This window comes from Rhodococcus sp. IEGM 1241 (assembly GCF_033142365.1).
Lineage (GTDB): Bacteria > Actinomycetota > Actinomycetes > Mycobacteriales > Mycobacteriaceae > Rhodococcus_F > Rhodococcus_F erythropolis.
Map to the genome: position 1 here is coordinate 939,575 of NZ_JAWLSE010000002.1, position 20,543 is coordinate 960,117.

A 20,543-nucleotide genomic window follows, 5' to 3' on the forward strand; every position below is an offset into this window, starting at 1 on the left:
TAGGTTGTGTATCGTTTGGTCAAGGGGCACTTCTCCAGCGAGGGCGGATCATGGGCAATCCTGAAGTTTCACTCGACAATTACGAGGCTGTGTACGAGTACTACCGCAGTCATCAGCAGAACCGATTCGTGGCGAAGCTCGCCTATGCCGCATTGGCGCTGAAGTACCGCCCGCGAGTGAGGTACGCGCCGGGTGCGGAAGCTGCGCTGAAGACTCTCCTGGAACGTAAGACGCAGTTGGTCGTGGCAGTCAATCATCTGACCGAGAGCGACCAGTTCACGCTCGCCGCGACCGCGTGGCGTACTCCGTTGCGTCGAGTGATCGGACGGACCCGGGTCCTCGCCAAAGACGAACTCTTCGTTGATCCTTCACAGCGCAAGAAGGTCGACATGATGGGCAGCATCCCGGTTTTTCGCAGCAAGAACTACGGCCTCCGTGCAGTTTCGGATGCCGGCCGAGTGATGATGGACGTCGCGGCCGAGCGGCTGGGCAAGGGGGACTGTCTGGCGATTTTCCCGGAAGGGACGTGCAACACCGAAGATCCGACGCGGCTGCAGCACGTCAACAGCGGAATCGGCCACATCGTCGCGCGCGCCGAGAAGTTGGGATGCTCACCGGCGCTGGTGTCGATCGGCATCAATTACGGTCCGGTGGCCGGCGACGTCAAGGCCGCGAGTGTCTTTGTCGGAATGCCGGTGACCGAACTTCCGGACAAGCCGATGGATATCGCCCGAACTGTGCAGGCCGACTTGCAGGTGGCAGTGGACGGGGCCGTCGCCGGGTACTAGGCGCGCCTGTCAATTTTGGTTGACAAATTCCGGTTGTCAACCTAAATTGACAACATGACCGAAGCAACCTCTCTCGCTGCTGCCGCCGGTAGCCCGGATCCCACCGAGGGATTGCGTGCTGTTCGAGCGCTGCGTCGTCTACTCGAAAAACTCGAGGCCATTCAGGTCGCCAATGCGCGCCGTCACGGATGGTCCTGGCAGGCGATCGCGGAAGCTCTCGAGGTCAGCCGTCAAGCCGTCCACAAGAAATACGCGTCCGCGCAGTCGGAATCGATGCTGCGTTCACTGCGCGAGAAGGGCAGGTAATTGCCATGTTCGAAAGGTTCTCCGCACAGGCTCGAGGCGTCGTTGTCGATGCTGTCGCCGGCTCCGGTCCTGTCACTCCGATGGAACTGTTGACCGCGCTGCTCACCTCTGATCGGGGCATCGCCACCGAGGTGCTCACCGAGTCTGGTGTCACGCTCGACGTGATCCGCCACGCCGGCGCCGGCTCGAACGAAGGTAGCTCGAACAATTTCGACGACGACGCCGAGATACTCAAGTCGATCGGCATCGATCTCGATGCGGTTCGGGAGAGTCTCGAGCAGTCCTTCGGCGAAGGTGTGCTGGACGAGACTCCTGTGCCGGACGGCGTCGATACTTCTCGCAAGAGCCGATTCGGGTTCCCTCGTTCACGATTCGAGAAGGACTCCAAGAAGGTGTTGGAACTCTCGCTCCGTGAAGCGCTCGCGCACAAGGACAATCGCATCGGCGCCGAACACATCCTGCTCGGCATCCTGCGTGTCGCCGACGGGCCTACCCGTCAGGCCCTCGAAACGCAGGTCACGATGTCGGCGATCCGTGAGCGGTTGGAAGCGAAGATGAATCGCGCGGCCTAGATTCGGCACGGTTCCGCATGCACGGGAGGGATGTGCCAGCATTCAGACATGACATTTCTGGCACGTCTCATCATCAACGGCATAGCCATCTGGCTGGCGTCGGCGTGGGTCACCGGCATCACGATCGCCAACCACGACAACGGCACCTGGGGCACGGTTCTCGTGATCGCGGTGATCGCTTTGATCTTCACGGTGGTCAACGCGTTCATCAAGCCGGTAGTGCAGCTTCTCTCGCTACCGCTGCTCATCCTGACTCTCGGATTGTTCACGCTCGTGATCAACGCCCTCATGCTGATGCTGACGGCGTGGATCTCGTCCGGAACGTCCTACGGCTTGACGGTCGACGGCTTCTGGACGGCAGTCTGGGGCGCGCTGATCATCTCGATCGTGAACTTCCTGCTCAGCGCGTTCGTCCCGGACAACCGTTGAGTCCGTCGACTTTCAGGCGAGACTGAGCGCAACTGCGGTCGCGGCACCCCAGACGAGCATGGCGAGTCCGGTGTCGCGCAACGCGGGGATCAGGGCCATACCCTGCCCGCCCGAACGCAGTGGGGCGTTGGCTCGGATTGCCAGTGGCAACGCCAGCAATCCGAGCAATGCCCACGGAGTACGCAGGATCAGCAGCAGGGTCGCGACGAACGGGACGGCCAGCAGGATCACGTGCAGCGTGCGTGTCCTGGCGTCGCCGAGCCGGACTGCGAGAGTGATCTTTCCGGACTCGGTGTCGGTCGGGATGTCTCGAAGATTGTTGGCAACGAGCACCGCGCTCGAGAACGAGCCGATGGCGATCGCGCCGGCCAGCCCGGCCAGATCCACCCGCTCGGCCTGTACGAACTGAGTTCCCAGCACTGCAATCAGTCCGAAGAAGATGAACACGGCGATCTCGCCGAACCCGCTGTATCCGTAAGGCTTCTTGCCGCCGGTGTAGAACCAGGCACCGATGATGCAGAACACGCCGACCGCAACCAGCCACCAGGCTGTGGTCGCCGCCAGAACGAACCCGGCTACCGCGGCAACGGTGAAGCAGCTGATCGCCGCGGCCTTCACAGCTCCGGGACTGACCAACTTCGATCCGACCAAGCGCAGTGGCCCGACGCGGTCGTCGTCCGTTCCGCGGATTCCGTCGGAGTAGTCGTTCGCGAAATTCACCCCGACGATCAAGGCCAAGGAGACGATCAGTGCCAGGAGCGCCTTCCACCACACTGCGAGGTCCAGGGACGCCGCGGCTCCGGTGCCGACCAGCACGGGCGCAATCGCGTTCGGGAGTGTGCGCGGCCTCGCGCCTTCGATCCATTGAGCAGCTGTTGCCATACAACGATCTTTGCACTGTGCAATACGATCGAACGCGGTGGATCAGCACATGACTCGAGACGTGAGTGAGCGCGCCAGGTACGCGCAGTCGGGCGAAGACCTGGCAGACATTGCCTTGCTCGGACCCGTTTCGACCAAAGTGGGCGATCGTCTGGTTCCGTTGCCGGGTCCGCGAGCTCGAACTCTGCTGGTTGCGCTGGCTCGCAATCCGGGTGAGCCACGTACCGCGCAGAGCCTGATCGACGACGTCTGGGGGCTGGAGCCGCCGCGCTCACCGATGAACGCCCTCCACACTCAGGTCTCGCGCCTGCGATCTGCACTCCCGGACGGGGCCCTCGAAGTCACGGCGGCCGGATACCGGCTCACTCTCGCTCGGGAGCGTGTCGACCTGGCCAGGGCTGCGGACGCCGCCCGTGGTCTGCGCACCGTCGGCGCCGACGCGTCCGAAGCGCTCGCCGTCACGACCGCGTCATTGCGCCTGTGGCGCGGTACCCCCGGGAGTGACGTCGTCGGCGACGTTGCAGATCGTCTGGCGCTCGACGCAGGCCGGGTGTACGACGAACTGGAGACGGCGCAGATCGACGCGTTGCTCACATTGGGGGAGTACGCGGCAGCCATTCCCCTGGTGCGCGGACGCCATCTGGCGAGCCCATTCGACGACACAGCGGCCGAGGCGTTGATGCGTGCGCTCGCCGGAGCAGGCCGAGTCAACGAGGCACTCGAAGTGTTCGCGGAGTTCCGCAACCACCTCGCCAATCGCCTGGGCGCTGATCCGTCACCCGCACTGGTGACCCTCAATGCTGAACTTCTCGGGGCACCTGCGGCTACACCGCGGGCCGCGCGTGCGATCGGTCTCCGCGCTGCCCCCAACACCTTGCTCGGTCGCGACAACGACATCGACCAGATCGAATCCTTGCTCGCCCGCTCGCGCGTCGTCACCATTCTCGGACCTGGTGGCGCCGGAAAGACCCGTCTCGCACACGAATTGGGCTTGCGCGGATCCGTGAACCAGCCGGGCGTCTCGGTGGTCCTCGTGGAGTTGGCGTCGTTGCGCAGCAGCGAAGATGTCATCGCGGCCATCGGAGGCACCCTCGGAATCAGCGAATCCGATCTGGCGCCAGGCAAATTGACCGTCGGCCGAACGCATTCGGCGAGAGAGCGACTCAAAGAGGCGCTGTCCGCCGGTCCGATGTTGCTCATCCTCGACAATTGTGAGCACGTGATCGGCGCGTGTTCGGAGATCGTGGCCGAGATGATCGCGGCCGGTCGTCAGCTGACGGTACTGACCACCAGTCGTTCTCCGCTCATGATCAGTGCCGAGGCGGTGTACCCGTTGCCGCCGTTGGCGATCGAAGACGGAACCGGCTCGGCAGTCGAACTCTTCTCGGCGAGAGCCCGTGCGGTGCGGCCGTCTGTTCATCTGGACGTCGACGCGGTCGTCAAGCTGTGTACGACGCTCGACGGACTCCCGCTGGCGATCGAGCTCGCTGCCGCGCGGGTCCGCACCATGAGCGTCGACGAAATCGGTTCGAGACTGCGAGACAGGTTCGCGTTGTTGCGCTCCGATGATCCGACGTCTCCGGATCGGCATCGCACCCTGCACGCGGTGATCGACTGGAGCTGGAATCTGTTGGGCAGCGGGGATCAGATTGCGTTGCGTCGATTGTGCCGATTCCCGGCCGGCTTCACCCTTTCTTCGGCGCAGGCCGTTGCCGGGTGGGGCGAGTTGACCGATGTGGCAAGTGCCGTCGAAGCGCTGGTGAATCAGTCACTTCTTTCCGTCAGCGACGGGCAGGGAGATCTTCGGTACTACATGCTCGAGACTGTCCGTGAATACGGCGAGGAGCAACTCGCCGCGTCCGGGGAGGGACCGGAAGTGATTCGGCGCCTCGACGACTGGGCGATTGCGATCGCCGAGGATGCCGTCGTGCGTGCACGGACGGATCAGCTCCGTCTGATTGCCGACCTCGACGCCGAGCACGACAACCTTCTGGCTGTACTTCGCTGGGCCGTGGAACGCGGCGACGCGGTGACCGTAGCCAACGTCTTCCCCGTCCTTGCGATTCTGTGGGCCGTACGAGGATCGAACTCGGAAATTTCGAACTGGGCGTCGAAGATCGTCGGGGCGACCGCGGACAACGATCTGCGCGACGTGAATGCAGAACTGGTGGGCGCTACGTTCATCCTGGTGGCGATGCATCTCTTCTTCGGAGAGGCCGATCGAAACCATGCCCGTGCGCGGATCCGACTTCGAAAGCTGTTGCGTGAGCGCGATGATCTCGGTCCGTTGTTCGCATTTCTGATCAAGCTGACCACGAGTGGGATCGCCAACCACAAACTTGCGCGGTTGGTGGCCGAAGGCGTTCGCAGTTCCGATCCCGAGACCCGAATGGCGGCGCTGTCCGCGCGTTCGAACATGCGGGAGAACATCGGAGATCTGCGCGGTGCGTTGCTGGACGGGGAGACTCTGTTCGACTACGCCACCAGCATCGGTGACGAGTGGGGTCTGGCGATGGCGGCCCAACATGTCGGGTCGGTTCACAGCCAATCCGCCCGCTATGGCGAGGCCATCGAGTTCTACGCGATCGCGGCGGCGTCGATGGAACGCCTCGGTGCGCGTGACGAGGCGATGCAGCTCATCTGCTTTCAAGCCGGAGCAATGATCGCGGCCGGTGACACCGCTGGTGGTCGGGTGCTTCTCGATCGTGCACGTCCGGCATTGGCGCATTCGGGTGGGACCGGGGCCATCGAAACCGATCAACGGCGCGCGGCGCTCACAGCGAGTATCGCCGAGGCGGATCTCGCGGACGGCCGCATCGACGAGGGCTTGGCTCGGTATCGAGAAGCGCTGGAGCTGTTGGGTTCTGCGATCGAGAACATCTTCGGTGATCCCTTCGTCGTTCTGCTCGGTGCCGCGGCTGTGTGCGCTCACGCAGTTCACGGCCGGCACGAACTGGTGGCGGGCCGCGTTCTGCAGATGAAGGAGTCGAGTGCTCTCAAGCTCGATCCCAACGGTTACGCGGACCTGCCGCTCGCGGGTTCGTTGGCGTCGGCGATCGGGTCGTTCGATCTTGTCACGGGCAACATCGAACGCGGAGTCGAACTGATGGCTTTGTCGTTGAAAATGCCGGGGAGACAAGACTTCGTCTCGCTCCATCACGCGCGCCTCTCCGACTTCGCGGTTGGTCTGGTCGGAGCCGACAGGTGGTCTGTGGAAACCGAGAAGGTATCGGGTTACTCACGCAGAGCGGTCCGCGAAGCAGTGTTGGCTGCGCTTCGCGGACCGGTGCTGGACTAGGTCTGGACGATGGTGCGGGACTTATGTCTTGCGCATGTACATCCGCACGGTCAAAGGTGCCATGACGGCAACGATCACCGCGGCGCCCACCAGCGACCACACGACGTGGATACCGAAGTGGCCGTCGTTGGCCAGCTCGCGAACCGCGGTCACCAGGTGTGAGACCGGATTGACGTTCACGAACTTCTGAAGCCAACTCGGCATGGTGGCAGGATCGACGAACGCATTCGACAGGAACGTCAGCGGGAACAGCACGAGCATCGAAACACCCTGCACCGTGGACGCTTTGTTCATCAGCACGCCCATGAGAGCGAAGATCCAGCTGATGGAGAACGCGCACACCATGACCAGGATCGCGGCAGACAGAATGCCGACCACGCCGCCTGCGGGGCGGTAACCCATCGCGAAACCGACGATGAACGTGATGGTCGTGGCGATGCCGTAGCGCACGACGTCGGCGAGCAATGCACCGGACAGCGGGGCGATACGAGCGATGGGAAGGGACTTGAAGCGGTCGAACACGCCCTTGTCCATGTCCTCACGAAGCTGAGTGCCCGTGACGATGGAACCGGTGATGACGGTCTGGACGAGGATGCCGGGGATGATCGTCGGCAGATATGCCGTCACGTCACCGGCGATCGCGCCGCCGAAGATGTAGGTGAACATCAACGTGAAGATGATCGGCTGGATGACGACGTCGAACAGTTGCTCGGGGTTGTGCTTGATCTTGAGAATTCCGCGGTACGCCATCGTGAACGTGTTCGCGAAGCTCTGCTGCAGGCTGATGCGGCGGGGTGCGGCATCCGGCTGGGCTATCGGCGACCGGGGTTTGGTGAGAGTGGTTGTCATGCGACGCTCCGATCGGAGTCGTTGTCGGACTGGGCGTCGTTGCGACCACCGTCTTCGGGCTGGTGCCCGGTGATGGTCAGGAACACTTCGTCCAGGCTGGGTTTCTGTACGTTGATTTCGTCGACGGCGATACCTTGCTCACGCAGACGGATCAACAGGTCCGCCGTGATCGACGGGTCGCTCAGCGGGGCGGTGATCCGCCCGACCTCGGGAGTGACACCCACCTCGACGCTCAGCGCAGCGGCGATGAGCGAGCGAGCCTCCTCGGTGCGATCACGATCGACCAGCTTGAGTTGGAGCGAGGAGATCCCGACCGAAGCCTTGAGTTCGTCGGCGGTGCCGTTGGCGATCACGCGGCCGCGGTCGATCACCGCGATGCGATCGGCCAGTTGATCGGCTTCGTCGAGGTACTGCGTGGTGAGCAACACCGTCGAACCCTCGGCGACGAGTCGCCGGATGGTCACCCACATCTGGGCGCGGGTGCGCGGATCGAGGCCGGTGGTGGGCTCGTCGAGAAACAGCAGCGGCGGGCGCGCGATCAGGCTTGCCGCCAGATCCAGGCGTCGACGCATGCCACCGGAGAAGTTCTTCAGCGGTTTGGTCGCGGCCTCGACCAGATCGAACTCCTCGAGGAGTTCCAGGGACTTGGTGCGCGCATCGCGGCGGCTCAGGCCGAGCAGCCGCGAGAAGATCACGAGGTTCTCGGTCGCCGTCAGATCCTCGTCGACGGAGGCGTACTGGCCGGTGACGCCGATCAGGGATCGGACCGCGGTGGGTTCACGGCTGACGTCGTGGCCGAAGATGCGCGCCTCACCGCCGTCGGGGCGAAGGAGAGTGGCGAGCATGCGGACGGTGGTGGTCTTGCCGGCGCCGTTCGGCCCGAGGACGCCGAACACCGAGCCGGTGGGGACGGTGAGGCTGACGCCGTCGACCGCGCGGTGCTCGCCGAACTTCTTGACGAGTCCGTCGGCCTCGATGGCAAGAGGCGAAGCTGTGTGGTTCATGGGATGAAGCTTGGCAGACCGATCTTGCATGGACCTTGCGTGGAACTTGCGGTTACTTGCACAGCGCGCGAGGTCGGTGCTGCGGCTGCTAGCTGAACCGCTCTACCAGGGCGGCGCGGTCGAGCTTTCCCGGTCCACGCAGGGGGAGCGCGTCCACGACGAAGAGTTCCCGCGGCGCCGCGGTGACGTCGAGTGTCCGCTGAGCATGTGCGCGCAGTTCGTCGAGCGTCGGAGCTTCGCCCTCGGGTACGACCACGGCCACCACCCGCTGCCCCAGCCGCGGGTCCTTGATGCCGATCACCGCGCACTCGCGAACGGCGGGGTGATCGGCCAGCGCGGCCTCGACCACCTGCGGTACGACGGTCAGCCCGCCGGTGGAGATTGCCTCGTCCAACCGGCCGGTGATGCGCAGGACTCCGTCGACCACTGATCCGGCGTCGTCGGTCCGGAACCACCCGGGCTCGGCGAAAGCGGGGTGGTCGGCAAGCCCGCGGTACCCGGACGCGAGCATCGGACCGCCCAGCAGAACTCGGCCGTCGTCGATACGAATCTGCGCTCCGGACAACGGGATTCCGTCGTAGACGCAACCGCCGGACGTTTCGCTCATCCCGTAGGTGCGGACGACGGTGATGCCCGCTTCGGTGGCCTGCGCGAGTACCGGTGCGGGAGTAGCAGCGCCGCCGAGCAGAACCGCGTCGAGCGAAGCCAGAGCCTCGACCGCGGCGCGATCACCGAGTGCCTTGACCAACTGCGTCGGCACCAACGAGGTGTAGCGGCGCGGTCCGCTCATCGCGGCGACAGCGCCCGGCAATGCGGCAGGGTCGAAACCCGCACTGACGTCGACGATCACCGGTTGTGTTCCGGCGAGGACACTGCGCAACAGAACTTGCATCCCGGCGATGTGGTGCGGGGGGAGAACCAGCAACCAGGATCCGGTGCCGCCGAGGCGTTCATGGGTCGCGTCGCCGCTGGCTCGCAGTGCGCTCGCGGCGAGCATCGCGCCCTTCGGGGTTCCGGTGGTCCCCGACGTGGCGACCACCAGCGAGATGCCGTCGTCGATGGGCTGATCGGGGTGCAGAGCGTCGCTCAGTCGGGCCGTCTCGCGTGCGTCGGCCGCCGGGACGGGAAGCACGGCGTCGTGCACGCCGTCCAGGATCTGCGCGATGGCAGGCAGTACCTCGAAGACCGCCTCACCCTGTGGAACGGCCAGTGTGCGAAGAACGTTCACCGGACGTCCGGCCCGGCCAGCGGCCAACCACCGGCAGCCAGATGGCTTCGTACGCGGTCGACGTCGGTTTCGAGTGGCATCTCGTTGGTGATCTTCGTGATGAGGACCTGGATGTCGGTCTTCTCGATGGGCAGATCGCCGTCCTCGATCAACGCATCGGCGACGGCGTCGACCTCGGTTTCGGAGAGTCTGCGAGTGAGGAGCGCGAAAAGTGGGATGTAGTCCTGCTCGGGGACGCCATTGGGATAGCCGGCCCGCAACCAGCCGACTATCGACGTGAGGAAGGGCGGAAGGGCCATGACGTCAGCTCACGTCTCGAACTTCGTTGTCGGTGTCCACGTCTTCGATGACCGGCCACCCACCTGCGCGCAGCCTTTCGGTGACACGATCGACGTCGTCCTCGGACGGCTCCTCGTTGAGGATTCCCTCGATGATGGCGCGGATGGTGTCGTAGTCGACGTGGCGGTCCGGCACTTCGTGTGCCGACTCGATGGACATCGAAACGACCTGCTCGATCTCCTCGTCGGTCAGACGACGACGGAGAACGGCGAGCAGCGCAAAATGATCCTTGTCCGGGATGCCCTCGGGATACCCGGCACGCAGCCAGTCGAGCACGCTGCGCAATGAATACTTGCTCAAATCCTCGGCCTCATTTTCGTTTCGGTGGTTTCAGTGGTGCGCCGCGACGACCACTCAGAAGACGTGGATTCCGAACGTGCTGGCCAAGAAGTTCTTCATCAACAACAGAATTCCGGCGAAGATCGTGACGAGCACGACCGCAAAACAGAGGTACGCACCCATTTTACCCAGTGTGGACGGTCCTTCGGTGCCGTCGGCGTTCGGCAGACTCAGCGACTTGAGGCCGAAGGCGAAGATCGCCGGCAGTCCGGCTCCGAAGAGCAGTCCGACTGCCACTACCTGCCAGAGCGAATCGAGGGTATCGGTGAGTAGATGCATTCTCTTGCGCCCCTTTCAGGAGTTGCGAGTGGGTTCGGTGGACGGAGTGGGATCAGCAGTCGGAATCTCGCGAGCCGTCGCATCCGGATTCTCGTCCCATTCGGCGGTCACGTTGGCGGCGTCTACGGGTTCCTTACGCGAACGCAGGTACATGAAGATCGCGAACGCGATGAGGGCAGCGAAGACGACGAGCACGCCGGCCAGGCCGCCGATCAGATGCGCGAGTGCCCAGCAGATGGCGCCGACCACTGCAGCCGACGGCAAGGTGATCAACCAGGCGGCGGCCATCCGGCCTGCGACGCCCCAGCGGACCTCGGCGCCCTTGCGCCCGATGCCGGTACCGAGGATCGATCCGGTGGCGACGTGGGTGGTCGAGAGGGGGAGTCCGAGGTGGCTCGACGTGAGAATGATGGCGGCGGACGACGCTTCGGCTGCCAGACCCTGCGGCGCGGCGATCTCGACAAGGCCCTTGCCCAGGGTGCGGATGATGCGCCAACCGCCCAGGTAGGTGCCGAGAGCGATCGCGACGGCACAGGTGAACTTCACCCAGAACGGCATCTCGGTCTCGGCGGTGATGGTGCCGTGAGCGACCAGGGCCAAAAAGATGACGCCCATAGTCTTCTGGGCGTCATTGGTGCCGTGCGCAAGTGAGATCAGCGAGGCGGTGCCGATCTGGCCGAAACGGAAACCGCGCTCACGCTCGTCTTCCTTGACGGATGCGGTGATTCGGTACACGAGCTTGGTACCGACGCCTGCGACCAGGGCCGCGACGACCGGCGCGAGGATCGCGGGGACGACGACCTTGGTCAGAACTCCACCCCACTCGACGCCGCCCATACCGATGGAGGCGATTGCGGCGCCGATCAATCCGCCGAACAGTGCGTGTGAGGAGCTCGACGGCAATCCGAGCAGCCAGGTCGCCAGATTCCAGATGATTCCGCCGACGAGACCTGCGAAGACGATCAGCAGCAGATCCTGCCCACTGACCGCGCCGAGGTTGACGACGCCTTTGGCCACGGTCGCAGCGACCTCGACGGACAGGAACGCACCGACCAGGTTCAGGATCGCGGAAAGTGTGACCGCAACTTTGGGCTTGAGTGCTCCGGTCGCGATGGAGGTGGCCATTGCGTTACCGGTGTCGTGAAAACCATTCGTGAAATCGAACGCGAGGGCGGTGACAACTACCACCAGGAGGATTACGAGCTCTGCGGTCACAACGTGAATTGTGCGTATCGAACGCGTAAAAGTACAGCGAACGGGATGCGAACAGGGGCTCCGCGGAGTACGTCCCCGCGCGTGGGCTGCGGCGCTGCCGTTCGCGATGTGTTCAGCGCCACGAAATCGGAACCCTGTGTGGGACCTCACTTTTTGGTCTCACTCACCGGGAAGGCACATTCGGACCGTTTTAAACGCTGATTACCTACGGGCACCGAGCGCACCGGAACAGGGGTTTCACCCCTGTTTCTCGGTGTCTGTCAGTGAGAAGGAGAGCTCCGACCGTGAAGCCCAACAAGTCCACGAAGCTGATCGTGGCACTCGCCGCGACCGCCGTTCTGGCGTCAGCCTGCGCATCGAATCGTGGTGACGATCCCTACGCCGTCGCTGTCGGCGGACCCGGCGTCAGCGCAGACCTTGCGTCGAGCACATCCGACGCGAAGTTCGGCACCCTCGATTCGCCCTGTGGTGAAGGCGACGCCACCGGCGCAACCGATCAAGGCGTCAGCGACACCGAGATCAAGATCGGGTTCGGTGACGACCGCGGTTATGTGAAGTCTCCTGGGCTGAACAAGGAAATGAGCGATGCGGTGAACGCGCTCATCTCTTGGTGCAACGATCAGGGCGGCATCAACGGCCGCAAGGTTGTCGGTACCGACTACGACGCCGCGATGACGCAGGCCAACTCGGTCATGCAGGAAGCGTGCGCGAGCCAGTTCATGATGGTCGGCTACGGCTTCGCGATGGATCAGACCGCCGAGCAGACGCGTGTCGCGTGCAACCTGGTGTCCGTGCCAGGCTTCACCGTGTCACCCGACGCAGCCAACGGACCGATGACATTCCAGGGTGTCCCGTTCCCGGTCGACTACGCGAACGGTTCGCAGTGGTTCCAGATGGCCGAGATGCACCCCGATCTGGTGAACGACTTCGACGTCGTCAACAGCACGATGCCCACGATCATCAGCTCCACCACGAAGATTCGCTCGATCGCCGAGGCTGCGGGTTTCAAGCTCAAGGATTGCGGCGTCACACTCAACTACGAGGGGGAATCGAGCTACGTGCCGTTTGCCGAGAAGTACAAGGAGTGCGGTGCGAAGGGTATCTGGACGTCACGATCGGCGAGCCCGTCGGAGCTGAACTTCGTGAAGGCGCTCGATCAGGTCGGGATCGATCCCATCTTCTTCGGTGAAGCCACCTGGTACGGCGCGACCGTCTCCGATTGGAACAAGGACACCGGACTGCTCGACAACCTCAACGCGGGCATGACCTTCCAGATGCTCGAGAACGCGGACAAGGTGCCCGCAGTGAAGAAGTACGTGGATCTGGTCTCCGAGCAGGGTGGCAAGACCGCGCTCCTCGGTATGCAGGCGGCGTCGTCGTTCCTGCTGTGGGCGGCCGCCGCGGACGAGTGCGGTAGCGATCTGACGCGTCAGTGCATGGTGAACGAACTCTCGAACATTCACGAGTGGGACGGCGGCGGATTGCACGCCGTCACCGATCCCGGCAAGAACATGCCGGCCACCTGCGGACTCATGACCTCTCTGAAGGGCAGTACCTACGCGCAGGCGTTCCCGTCCACCGCGGGCGAATTCAAGTGTGACCCCAAGTACCTCGTCGCGACCGACAAGAGCACCTGGGGAACCGAACTCGGCGCTGACCGCGTGTCGACGAAGTACCAGAACGCCAACGTCATCAAGCCGCAGTCCTGATTCTTCCGACTCGGGCGGCGAGCGCCAACCGCCGCCCGAGTCCCTAACGAGGGTTCAGCCATGAACACTTTTGTCACTTTCACGATCCTGGGCCTGGTCCTGGGGTCCGTGTACGCGATCGCCGCCTCCGGGCTGGTACTCACGTACAACACGTCAGGCATCTTCAACTTCGCGCACGGTGCACAGGCAATGCTCGGTGCGTTCATCTACTGGCAGTTGCGCTACGGCTGGGAACTTCCCACTTTCGTCGCCTTGCTGATTTCACTCGTCCTGGTCGGGCCACTGATGGGCCTCGGCCTCTACGTCTTGATCATGAAGGGTCTGCGCGATACCGCCGAGGTCACCAAAATCGTTGTGACGGTCTCGATCCTGCTCGGAATGCTCTCGATCTCGCACTGGTTCTGGCACCCCGAGACCGCTCGGACGATGCAGATGTTCTTCGGCGACCAGTCCAAGATCACGGTGTTCGGCGCGAGCATCCGCTACCACGAGTTGATCTGCATCCTCGTTGCGATCGCCATCGCCGTCGGCCTGCGCATCCTGTTCACGCGCACCCGCGCCGGTGTCGCGATGCGCGGCGTCGTCGACGATCCGGAACTGTTGCGCCTCAACGGCCACAATCCGGAGCGTCTTGCGGCCCTGTCCTGGGCGATGGGTTCGACGCTCGCAGTCCTGGCCGGCATCCTGATCACCCCGATCAGTGGCGGCACACTCGAGGCGAACATGTTGACACTCTTGGTGATCGACGCGTTTGCCGCGGCCATGTTCGGCCGGTTGCGCAGCATTCCGCGCACGTTCGTCGGCGCCGTGGTCCTCGGGCTTGCCGGTACGTACGTATTGGCGTACTTCCCGACGAGTTGGAGTTGGACGTCGAATTTCCGTGTCTCCCTGCCGATGATCGCGCTGTTCGTGGTGCTGATCGTGCTCCCACAGGACCGGTTGCGTGGCGCGGTCACTCGTACTCGCGAGCGTTACCACGTGCCGAGCGTGCGCAAGGCCGTCGTCTGGGGCGTGGCCCTGATCGTCATCGTCTACCTGATCCGTCTGCTGATGGTGACGTCCGCCGTCACCACACTGACCATCGGAATGACGTTCGCGATCATCGCGCTCTCGCTCACACTCCTCACCGGTTACGCGGGTGAATTGAACTTGGCGCCGGTGTCTTTCGGCGCTATCGCTACCATCGTGGCCTTCCACTTCGGGATCTCCGGTTCCGGGTTGGCTGCGCACCTCAACCTGTGGGGCATCGTCGTCGGAGTCCTCGTCACCGCCGTGATCGGTGGCCTCGTCGCCCTACCGGCGCTGCGGCTGAGAGGGCTGTATCTCGCGCTGGCAACCATGGCCTTCGGAGTGTTCCTCTCCAACATGGTTCTTCGTGACACCACCGAACACGAGATGTTCGGCATGAAGTACTCGCTGTTCAAGGACGGGAACATCGCCCTCCCTCCGCTGAAGATCGGTCCGCTCGATCTGAGCAACGAGACGGTGTTCCTGATGACCGTGACCGCGCTGTTCTCGATACTCGGCGTCGGCGTCATCGCGTTGCGTAACAGCGGCTACGGGCGCCGACTCGCGGCGATGAAGGACAGCCCGGCCGGTTCGGCCATGCTCGGACAGAGCCTGGTTCGGCTCAAGCTGAGCGTCTTCATGATCTCTTCGGGGATCGCCGGTCTCGGCGGCATTCTGATGTCGAGCGCCATGGGGTCCGTCTCGGGCGAGAGCTTTGCCATCATGGTCAGCCTCTCGCTGCTCATGCTGACCGTCGTCGCGGGTATCGGATACGTCACCGGCGCCCTGTTCGGTGGACTGATGGCCGGAATCGGGTTTGCGGTCATCATGGTCTCGTTCACCAATCTGGCTTCGGCGCAACCGGAGTTGGAGGGAATGTGGCTGCTCTTCGGCAACATCGCGGCAGTCAGCCCGGCACTGATCGGCATCGGCGTCGGCGCGAACCCCAGCGGAACGGTCCACAGCGTGATCGAGGGCTACCGACGGCTCGCCGGTGCCAAGCCTGTTCTGATCGGCGGCGCCGCAGTCGTTCTGCTGATCTACGTCCTTGCTCTGACCGGTGTACTCGGCAACTGGTGGTTCGCGTCCATCACGATCGCGGTGGTGTTCATGCTGCCGGTGATCGGTGAGATGGTCATGCCCAGCGCGGTTCTCACTCCGGAGGAACTGGCCGCCAAAGCGACAGTCGTTCCCGAGGACATCGGGATCGATGTCCCCTACAGCCCCGAGATCCGTGACGAGATCGACCGCGAACTGGGGATTCCTCAGTACCAGGGTGGCTCGCCGAAGGAGTTGACCGTCCATGTCTGATACACCACTTCTCGAAACGCGCGGTGTGAGCGTTCGTTTCGGTGGACACGTCGCGGTCAAGGACGTTTCGCTCACCGTGCAACCCGGCACCGTGACAGGACTCATCGGACCGAACGGTGCCGGCAAGACGACGCTCTTCAACACCATCACCGGGCTGCAGAAACCCACGTCCGGCCAGGTGTTCCTCGGCGGCGTCGACGTGACGAAGCTACCGCCGCACAAGCGGGCAGGTCGCGGGCTGGCACGTACCTTCCAGCGGCTCGAACTGTTCGTCTCGCTGTCGGTGCGTGACAACCTGCGCGTCGCCGGAGACATCCACAAGGCGAACGGCCGCAACAAGATCGACGTGGACAGCGAGACGGATCGTCTGCTGGAGCTGACCGGGCTGACGGATGTCGCGGACAAGGACGTCGCGGACATCCCCACCGGACGCGCCCGCGTCGTCGAAGTTGCACGGGCGCTCATGACCGACCCGCGAGTGCTGCTGCTCGACGAACCGGCCTCGGGTCAGACCGAGCAGGAAACCGAGGTCTTTGCCGAGATGCTCACCGAACTTGCTGCGGGTGGACTCGGAATCTGTCTGGTGGAGCACGACATTCCGCTGGTGATGAAAGTGTGCTCGACCATCCACGTGCTCGACTACGGCGCAGTCCTCGCCTCGGGTGATCCGGAGAAGATCCGGACGGATCCGGAAGTGATCGCGGCCTACATCGGGACCGAGGAGGAGGCGGTATGACGTCAGCGAAAATTGGCGAGGCGAAAATCGACGAGGGTATACGCAGCCCCGACCGCGCCGAACCGTTGCTCGAACTGTCCGGTGTCCGCGCCGGTTACGGATCCATCGAAGTTCTGCACGGGGTGGACCTGATTCTGGAACCGGGCGCCGTGGTGGCGCTACTCGGACCCAACGGTGGCGGCAAGACGTCGACGCTCAAGATCTGCTCGGGCGTCCTTCCGGTCACCCGCGGCGAGTTCCGGCTCGCGGGCCAGGTCGTGAACGGAGTCGAGCCTTCGGAGTTGGCTCGGCTGGGGGTCTGCTCCATCCCCGAAGGACGCGGGATCTTCGCCAACCTCACTGTGCGGGAAAACCTGTGGATCGCCACCGGAACGGGCGTCGGGCTGGCCGAACTCGAAGAGGTTGCGTACGGCAGGTTCCCGATCCTGGGGGAGCGGCGCGGACAGTTGGCCGGATCGATGTCCGGTGGTGAGCAGCAGATGCTGGCGCTGTCACGGGCACTCGGCACTCACCCGACGGTGCTCCTGCTCGACGAGCTGTCGATGGGTCTCGCACCTCGAATCGTCTCGCAGATGTACGACGTCGTCGGCTCGCTTGCAGCCGAAGGCATTTCCATTCTCGTCGCCGAGCAGTTCGCGCGAGCGGTGCTGCCCATCGCGACCTCGGCCGCACTGATGTTGCAGGGACGCGTCGTCAAGACCGGCGATCCACACGACATCGAAAACGAACTTTCTACCAGTTATCTAGGAGGATGACGATGACTACTCTCGCCGAAGATCGCCGTGAGGAATTCAAGAAGAACATCGCAGAGTTGAAGCTGGACAAGAAGCAGGCAGGCGGCGACGCGGCGACGCGCATCGCGGGCCTGGTGCTCATGGTCGTCGGAGTGGTCGGCGCCTTCGTCGTCTACATCTCTTCGCTGACGCTCTCGGACCTGCGGGATCTGGTGTCGTACCAGATCCTCACCGTGGTTTTCCTCGCCCTGACAGTGGTCGGTGCCGCACTCTTCCTGGCCGCATCGGTGGCAAAGGTGCTGCGGCTGTGGTTGGTTCGCCAACTGCTCGAGGGCCAGGCACAGACAGATCAGATCTCTCAGGCGCTGAGCACGCGCAACTGATCTCTGCGAAGAACCGACAGATGCCCGCCACGAAAGTCGTGGCGGGCATCTGTCACTGCTCGGCTACAGCGGTGTCTCGACTACCGCGGTGTCTCGACTACGCGGACGGTGGCCGGGAATCGCGTCGGATGGGATGGTCCTCCGGGATCTGCACCATCACGATCGGTGTCCCGTCCGGGTCGGCGATCCACATCTCGTGTAGACCCCACGGTTCCTGTCTTGCCTCGCGCGCGATCTTGACCCCGGCGAGAACCAGTTCGGTCTGAACGGCAGTGAGGTCCCGGACCTGCAGCCAGATCGCGCCGCGAAAGCCGCCCTCGCCGGTGCCGCCGTGCGCAGCGACTTCGATCAGCCCTTGGCCGGCGAAGAAGACTGTGCCGCCGGGATATTCACGAGCGATCGCCAGACCGAGGGTGTCTCGGTAGAAGCTCAGCGTTCGTTCGTACTCGCTCGGGCGCAATATCGTCCGACTGCTCAGAATCTCCACGTCCGACCTCCCTCTCGCACCTACTGTGTCAGAAATACCAGGGATATGGTGACCAGTCGGGATCACGCTTTTCGAGGAACGAGTCACGACCCTCGACGGCCTCGTCGGTCATGTACGCCAAACGTGTTGCCTCACCGGCGAACAGCTGCTGGCCGACCAACCCGTCGTCCTGCAGGTTGAACGCGTACTTGAGCATCCGCTGTGCCTGCGGCGACTTGCCGTTGATCTTGCCGGCCCAGTCGATCGCGACGTTTTCGAGTTCAGCGTGGTCGACAACCTTGTTGACCGCGCCCATCTGATGCATTTCCTCGGCGGTGTACGTCTCACCCAGGAAGAAGATCTCGCGAGCGAACTTCTGGCCCACCATCTTTGCCAGATAGGCGCTGCCGTAGCCGCCGTCGAAGCTTCCGACGTCGGCGTCGGTCTGCTTGAACCGTGCGTGCTCGCGGCTGGCGAGCGTCAGGTCGCACACCACGTGCAGGCTGTGGCCGCCGCCCGCAGCCCAGCCGTTGACCAGGCAGATCACGACCTTCGGCATGAAGCGGATCAAGCGCTGGACCTCGAGGATGTGCAGGCGCCCGGCGCGTGCTTTGTCGACGGTGTCCGCCGTTTCACCTTCGGCGTACTGGTAGCCGCTGCGACCACGGATGCGCTGGTCTCCGCCGGAGCAGAACGCCCAACCGCCGTCCTTCTCGCTCGGTCCGTTGCCGGTCAGGAGCACCGCTCCCACGTCGGAGGTCATCCGGGCGTGATCGAGCGCGCGGTACAACTCGTCGACGGTGTGCGGGCGGAACGCATTACGCACTTCCGGTCGGTCGAAGGCGACGCGAACGGTGCCTTGACTGACGTGCCGGTGGTACGTGATGTCGGTGAGGTTCTCGAATCCGGGGACAGGGCGCCAGAGCTGCGGGTTGAAGGTCACCTCAGCCACGATAGAGGCACGGCTCGCGCGTCTAACGGATACCTGAGGTAGAACACGTTCCCGGGCGCGCTAACGTGCAGGTCATGAGCGAACAAACCGCAGACGGCACGGAGATCGTCACAGACGGTGAGAAGCGGGGCGGATTTCCACGGTTCCGGCACACTCCCGCAGGTCCGGACTTCGGCCGCTTCGTCGAAGCGATGCGCAGGTTGCAGGACCTTGCCGTCTCGACCAATGTTCCCGACGACGTACTCGCAGACATCGCTACGCAAGCCGAGGAGCTTGCCGATCGGTTGACTCCGTACGAGGTCCCGGAAGGCAAGTCGCCCGCAGGCTCGAACATCCAACTGCCCGGACGCGGCAGCCTCCTCATGCTCCCGTGGATGGTCGAGAAGTTCGACACCGAAGGAGTCCGCAGTACCGGCGTCTTCCGTCGCTACCACCTGGGCGGCAACGGCGCCGCTCACGGCGGTGTCCTGCCCTTGCTGTTCGACGACGTCTTCGGGATGACGGTCCACGCGGGTGGCCGTCCGATCTCCCGCACCGGCTACCTCCACATCAATTACCGCGCGATCACTCCGCTCAATCAACAACTGGTGATCGAGGGGCAGGTGGATCGGGTCGAGGGTCGCAAGACTTTTGTCAGCGCGCGCCTGACCGATCTCGACGGCAAGCTCCTCGCCGACGGTGAGGCGCTCATGATCGAACTGCTTCCGGGACAGCCCTGACATGTTCCCCTCGTTCGACGATCTGATCGCGGACGCCGTGGTGCTCGCGCTGCCGATGCGAGTTCGCTTTCGCGGCATCACGACTCGTGAGGCCCTGCTCGTTCGCGGCCCGGCCGGGTGGGGAGAATTCGCCCCGTTCGTCGAGTACGACGACGACGAGGCGTCGCAGTGGCTGCTCGCGGGTATCGAAGCGGCGTGGCTGGGTCCGCCGCCTGCGCTTCGTGACGCAGTTCCCGTCAACGCGACCGTGCCGGCGATCGACGCGTCTGCCGTTCCGGAATTGCTGGAGCGCTTCCCCGGGGCCCGGACCGCCAAGGTCAAGGTCGCCGAGAAGGGACAGTCGCTGGCGCAGGACGTCGCCCGGGTGAACGAGGTGCGTCGGCACATCCCGAACGTGCGCGTCGACGCCAACGGCGGGTGGAGCGTGGACGAGGCGATCACGGCCTTGCGAGCGATCACCGATGACGGTGAACTCGAATACGCCGAGCAGCCGTGTGCAAGCGTCGAGGAACTGGTCAGGGTCCGCGCCGCGGGGACCGGTGTGCGGATCGCTGCCGACGAGAGCATTCGCCGTGCCGAGGACCCGCTGCGCGTCGTACGAGCGGGGGGAGCGGACGTCGCCGTCGTGAAGGTGCCGCCGCTGGGCGGAATGCGTGCTGTGGTGGCGCTGTCGGCGCAGCTGGCGGACTACGGGGTGCCGGTGGTGGTCTCGAGCGCTCTGGACACGGCTGTGGGGATGTCCGCGGGACTGGCGGCCGCGGCAGCCTTGCCCACCCTTCCGTTTGCCTGCGGACTCGGTACCGGCGGCCTGTTCGTCCGGGATGTCGCGGTCACCGGGGCAGCTGTCGACGGTGCTTTGTCGGTGGGTGCCGTCGAGCCTGATCCGGTTCTGCTCGAGACGCTGGCCGCGCCCGCGGACCGGCGCGACTGGTGGCTGGAGCGGGCTCGGCGCTGCCATCGGATACTCGGCAGTAGGGACCAGCCGAATTTCGTATAG

22 protein-coding genes are annotated in these 20,543 nt (G+C 64.0%); 12 read left to right on the plus strand and 10 right to left on the minus strand.

Features of this window, described 5'->3' with window-relative positions; all coding sequences use genetic code 11:
- Nucleotides 1-50: 50 nt before the first annotated feature.
- The 4 genes from R4P70_RS14120 to R4P70_RS14135 are packed head-to-tail and all read left to right on the plus strand — an operon-like array spanning nucleotide 51 to nucleotide 2,095.
- Nucleotides 51-788, plus strand: a complete 738-nt coding sequence (locus tag R4P70_RS14120) for a lysophospholipid acyltransferase family protein (protein ID WP_283569175.1) — start codon at nucleotides 51-53, stop codon at nucleotides 786-788.
- 54 nt (nucleotides 789-842) lie between these two features.
- Entirely contained in the window at nucleotides 843-1,094 is a 252-nt protein-coding gene (locus R4P70_RS14125) for an HTH domain-containing protein (protein ID WP_003941869.1), read from the plus strand.
- A gap of 5 nt (nucleotides 1,095-1,099) precedes the next feature.
- Complete coding sequence (locus tag R4P70_RS14130; RefSeq protein WP_042925657.1) at nucleotides 1,100-1,666, plus strand: Clp protease N-terminal domain-containing protein; 567 nt, start codon at nucleotides 1,100-1,102, stop codon at nucleotides 1,664-1,666.
- Nucleotides 1,667-1,714: 48 nt separating this feature from the next.
- On the plus strand, nucleotides 1,715-2,095 hold the full coding sequence (locus R4P70_RS14135; RefSeq protein ID WP_003941998.1) for a phage holin family protein: 381 nt from the start codon (nucleotides 1,715-1,717) through the stop codon (nucleotides 2,093-2,095).
- 12 nt (nucleotides 2,096-2,107) lie between these two features.
- Here the strand turns inward: R4P70_RS14135 and R4P70_RS14140 are convergent, their stop codons facing one another.
- A complete protein-coding gene (locus R4P70_RS14140) occupies nucleotides 2,108-2,977 on the minus strand; it encodes a 1,4-dihydroxy-2-naphthoate polyprenyltransferase (RefSeq protein ID WP_007728497.1) in 870 nt (289 codons plus the stop codon).
- A gap of 49 nt (nucleotides 2,978-3,026) precedes the next feature.
- On the opposite strand from R4P70_RS14140, the gene R4P70_RS14145 reads away from it, so the two are divergent.
- Nucleotides 3,027-6,275, plus strand: a complete 3,249-nt coding sequence (locus R4P70_RS14145; protein WP_051649750.1) for a BTAD domain-containing putative transcriptional regulator — start codon at nucleotides 3,027-3,029, stop codon at nucleotides 6,273-6,275.
- 21 nt (nucleotides 6,276-6,296) lie between these two features.
- On the opposite strand, the gene R4P70_RS14150 is transcribed toward R4P70_RS14145, so the two are convergent.
- From R4P70_RS14150 to R4P70_RS14180, 7 genes are all read right to left on the minus strand, one after another.
- Nucleotides 6,297-7,124: an ABC transporter permease gene (locus R4P70_RS14150; RefSeq protein WP_003941848.1), complete on the minus strand. Its 828-nt coding sequence runs from the start codon at nucleotides 7,122-7,124 to the stop codon at nucleotides 6,297-6,299.
- Complete coding sequence (locus R4P70_RS14155; protein ID WP_003941960.1) at nucleotides 7,121-8,128, minus strand: daunorubicin resistance protein DrrA family ABC transporter ATP-binding protein; 1,008 nt, start codon at nucleotides 8,126-8,128, stop codon at nucleotides 7,121-7,123. Before R4P70_RS14155 ends, R4P70_RS14150 begins: the two co-directional genes overlap by 4 nt.
- A gap of 88 nt (nucleotides 8,129-8,216) precedes the next feature.
- On the minus strand, nucleotides 8,217-9,356 hold the full coding sequence (gene menE / locus R4P70_RS14160) for an o-succinylbenzoate--CoA ligase (RefSeq protein WP_042925655.1): 1,140 nt from the start codon (nucleotides 9,354-9,356) through the stop codon (nucleotides 8,217-8,219).
- Nucleotides 9,353-9,655, minus strand: coding sequence for a DUF3349 domain-containing protein (locus tag R4P70_RS14165; protein ID WP_003941976.1), 303 nt, complete (start codon nucleotides 9,653-9,655; stop codon nucleotides 9,353-9,355). The genes menE and R4P70_RS14165 overlap by 4 nt, the downstream gene beginning before the upstream one ends.
- Nucleotides 9,656-9,659: 4 nt before the next feature.
- On the minus strand, nucleotides 9,660-9,995 hold the full coding sequence (locus R4P70_RS14170) for a DUF3349 domain-containing protein (RefSeq protein ID WP_003941853.1): 336 nt from the start codon (nucleotides 9,993-9,995) through the stop codon (nucleotides 9,660-9,662).
- A 54-nt stretch (nucleotides 9,996-10,049) separates the two neighbouring features.
- Nucleotides 10,050-10,313 carry a hypothetical protein gene (locus tag R4P70_RS14175; protein ID WP_003942079.1) on the minus strand — a complete coding sequence of 88 codons (264 nt, stop codon included), beginning with the start codon at nucleotides 10,311-10,313 and terminating at the stop codon, nucleotides 10,050-10,052.
- 15 nt (nucleotides 10,314-10,328) lie between these two features.
- Nucleotides 10,329-11,528: an inorganic phosphate transporter gene (locus R4P70_RS14180; protein WP_007728486.1), complete on the minus strand. Its 1,200-nt coding sequence runs from the start codon at nucleotides 11,526-11,528 to the stop codon at nucleotides 10,329-10,331.
- Between the two features lie 284 nt (nucleotides 11,529-11,812).
- Here R4P70_RS14180 and R4P70_RS14185 point away from each other — a divergent pair, with 284 nt between their 5' ends.
- The 5 genes from R4P70_RS14185 to R4P70_RS14205 are packed head-to-tail and all read left to right on the plus strand — an operon-like array spanning nucleotide 11,813 to nucleotide 17,409.
- The gene (locus R4P70_RS14185) at nucleotides 11,813-13,237 is read left to right on the plus strand and encodes an ABC transporter substrate-binding protein (protein ID WP_003942040.1); all 1,425 of its coding nucleotides are present in this window, start codon (nucleotides 11,813-11,815) and stop codon (nucleotides 13,235-13,237) included.
- A 60-nt stretch (nucleotides 13,238-13,297) separates the two neighbouring features.
- Nucleotides 13,298-15,556: an ABC transporter permease gene (locus R4P70_RS14190; protein ID WP_283569176.1), complete on the plus strand. Its 2,259-nt coding sequence runs from the start codon at nucleotides 13,298-13,300 to the stop codon at nucleotides 15,554-15,556.
- Nucleotides 15,549-16,292 (plus strand): ABC transporter ATP-binding protein, encoded by a 744-nt coding sequence (locus R4P70_RS14195; protein WP_007728482.1) that lies wholly within the window; start codon nucleotides 15,549-15,551, stop codon nucleotides 16,290-16,292. Before R4P70_RS14190 ends, R4P70_RS14195 begins: the two co-directional genes overlap by 8 nt.
- Nucleotides 16,289-17,047 (plus strand): ABC transporter ATP-binding protein, encoded by a 759-nt coding sequence (locus R4P70_RS14200; protein ID WP_003941866.1) that lies wholly within the window; start codon nucleotides 16,289-16,291, stop codon nucleotides 17,045-17,047. The genes R4P70_RS14195 and R4P70_RS14200 overlap by 4 nt, the downstream gene beginning before the upstream one ends.
- A gap of 2 nt (nucleotides 17,048-17,049) precedes the next feature.
- Nucleotides 17,050-17,409 (plus strand): hypothetical protein, encoded by a 360-nt coding sequence (locus R4P70_RS14205; protein WP_003942018.1) that lies wholly within the window; start codon nucleotides 17,050-17,052, stop codon nucleotides 17,407-17,409.
- Nucleotides 17,410-17,506: 97 nt separating this feature from the next.
- Here the strand turns inward: R4P70_RS14205 and R4P70_RS14210 are convergent, their stop codons facing one another.
- Nucleotides 17,507-17,896, minus strand: coding sequence for a VOC family protein (locus R4P70_RS14210; RefSeq protein WP_003941917.1), 390 nt, complete (start codon nucleotides 17,894-17,896; stop codon nucleotides 17,507-17,509).
- Between the two features lie 28 nt (nucleotides 17,897-17,924).
- Complete coding sequence (locus R4P70_RS14215; RefSeq protein WP_024487301.1) at nucleotides 17,925-18,818, minus strand: 1,4-dihydroxy-2-naphthoyl-CoA synthase; 894 nt, start codon at nucleotides 18,816-18,818, stop codon at nucleotides 17,925-17,927.
- Between the two features lie 83 nt (nucleotides 18,819-18,901).
- Between R4P70_RS14215 and R4P70_RS14220 the strand changes: the two genes are divergently transcribed.
- Both R4P70_RS14220 and R4P70_RS14225 read left to right on the plus strand, forming a co-directional pair.
- Complete coding sequence (locus R4P70_RS14220) at nucleotides 18,902-19,546, plus strand: PaaI family thioesterase (protein WP_037129937.1); 645 nt, start codon at nucleotides 18,902-18,904, stop codon at nucleotides 19,544-19,546.
- 1 nt (nucleotide 19,547) lies between these two features.
- Complete coding sequence (locus R4P70_RS14225) at nucleotides 19,548-20,543, plus strand: o-succinylbenzoate synthase (protein WP_054187820.1); 996 nt, start codon at nucleotides 19,548-19,550, stop codon at nucleotides 20,541-20,543.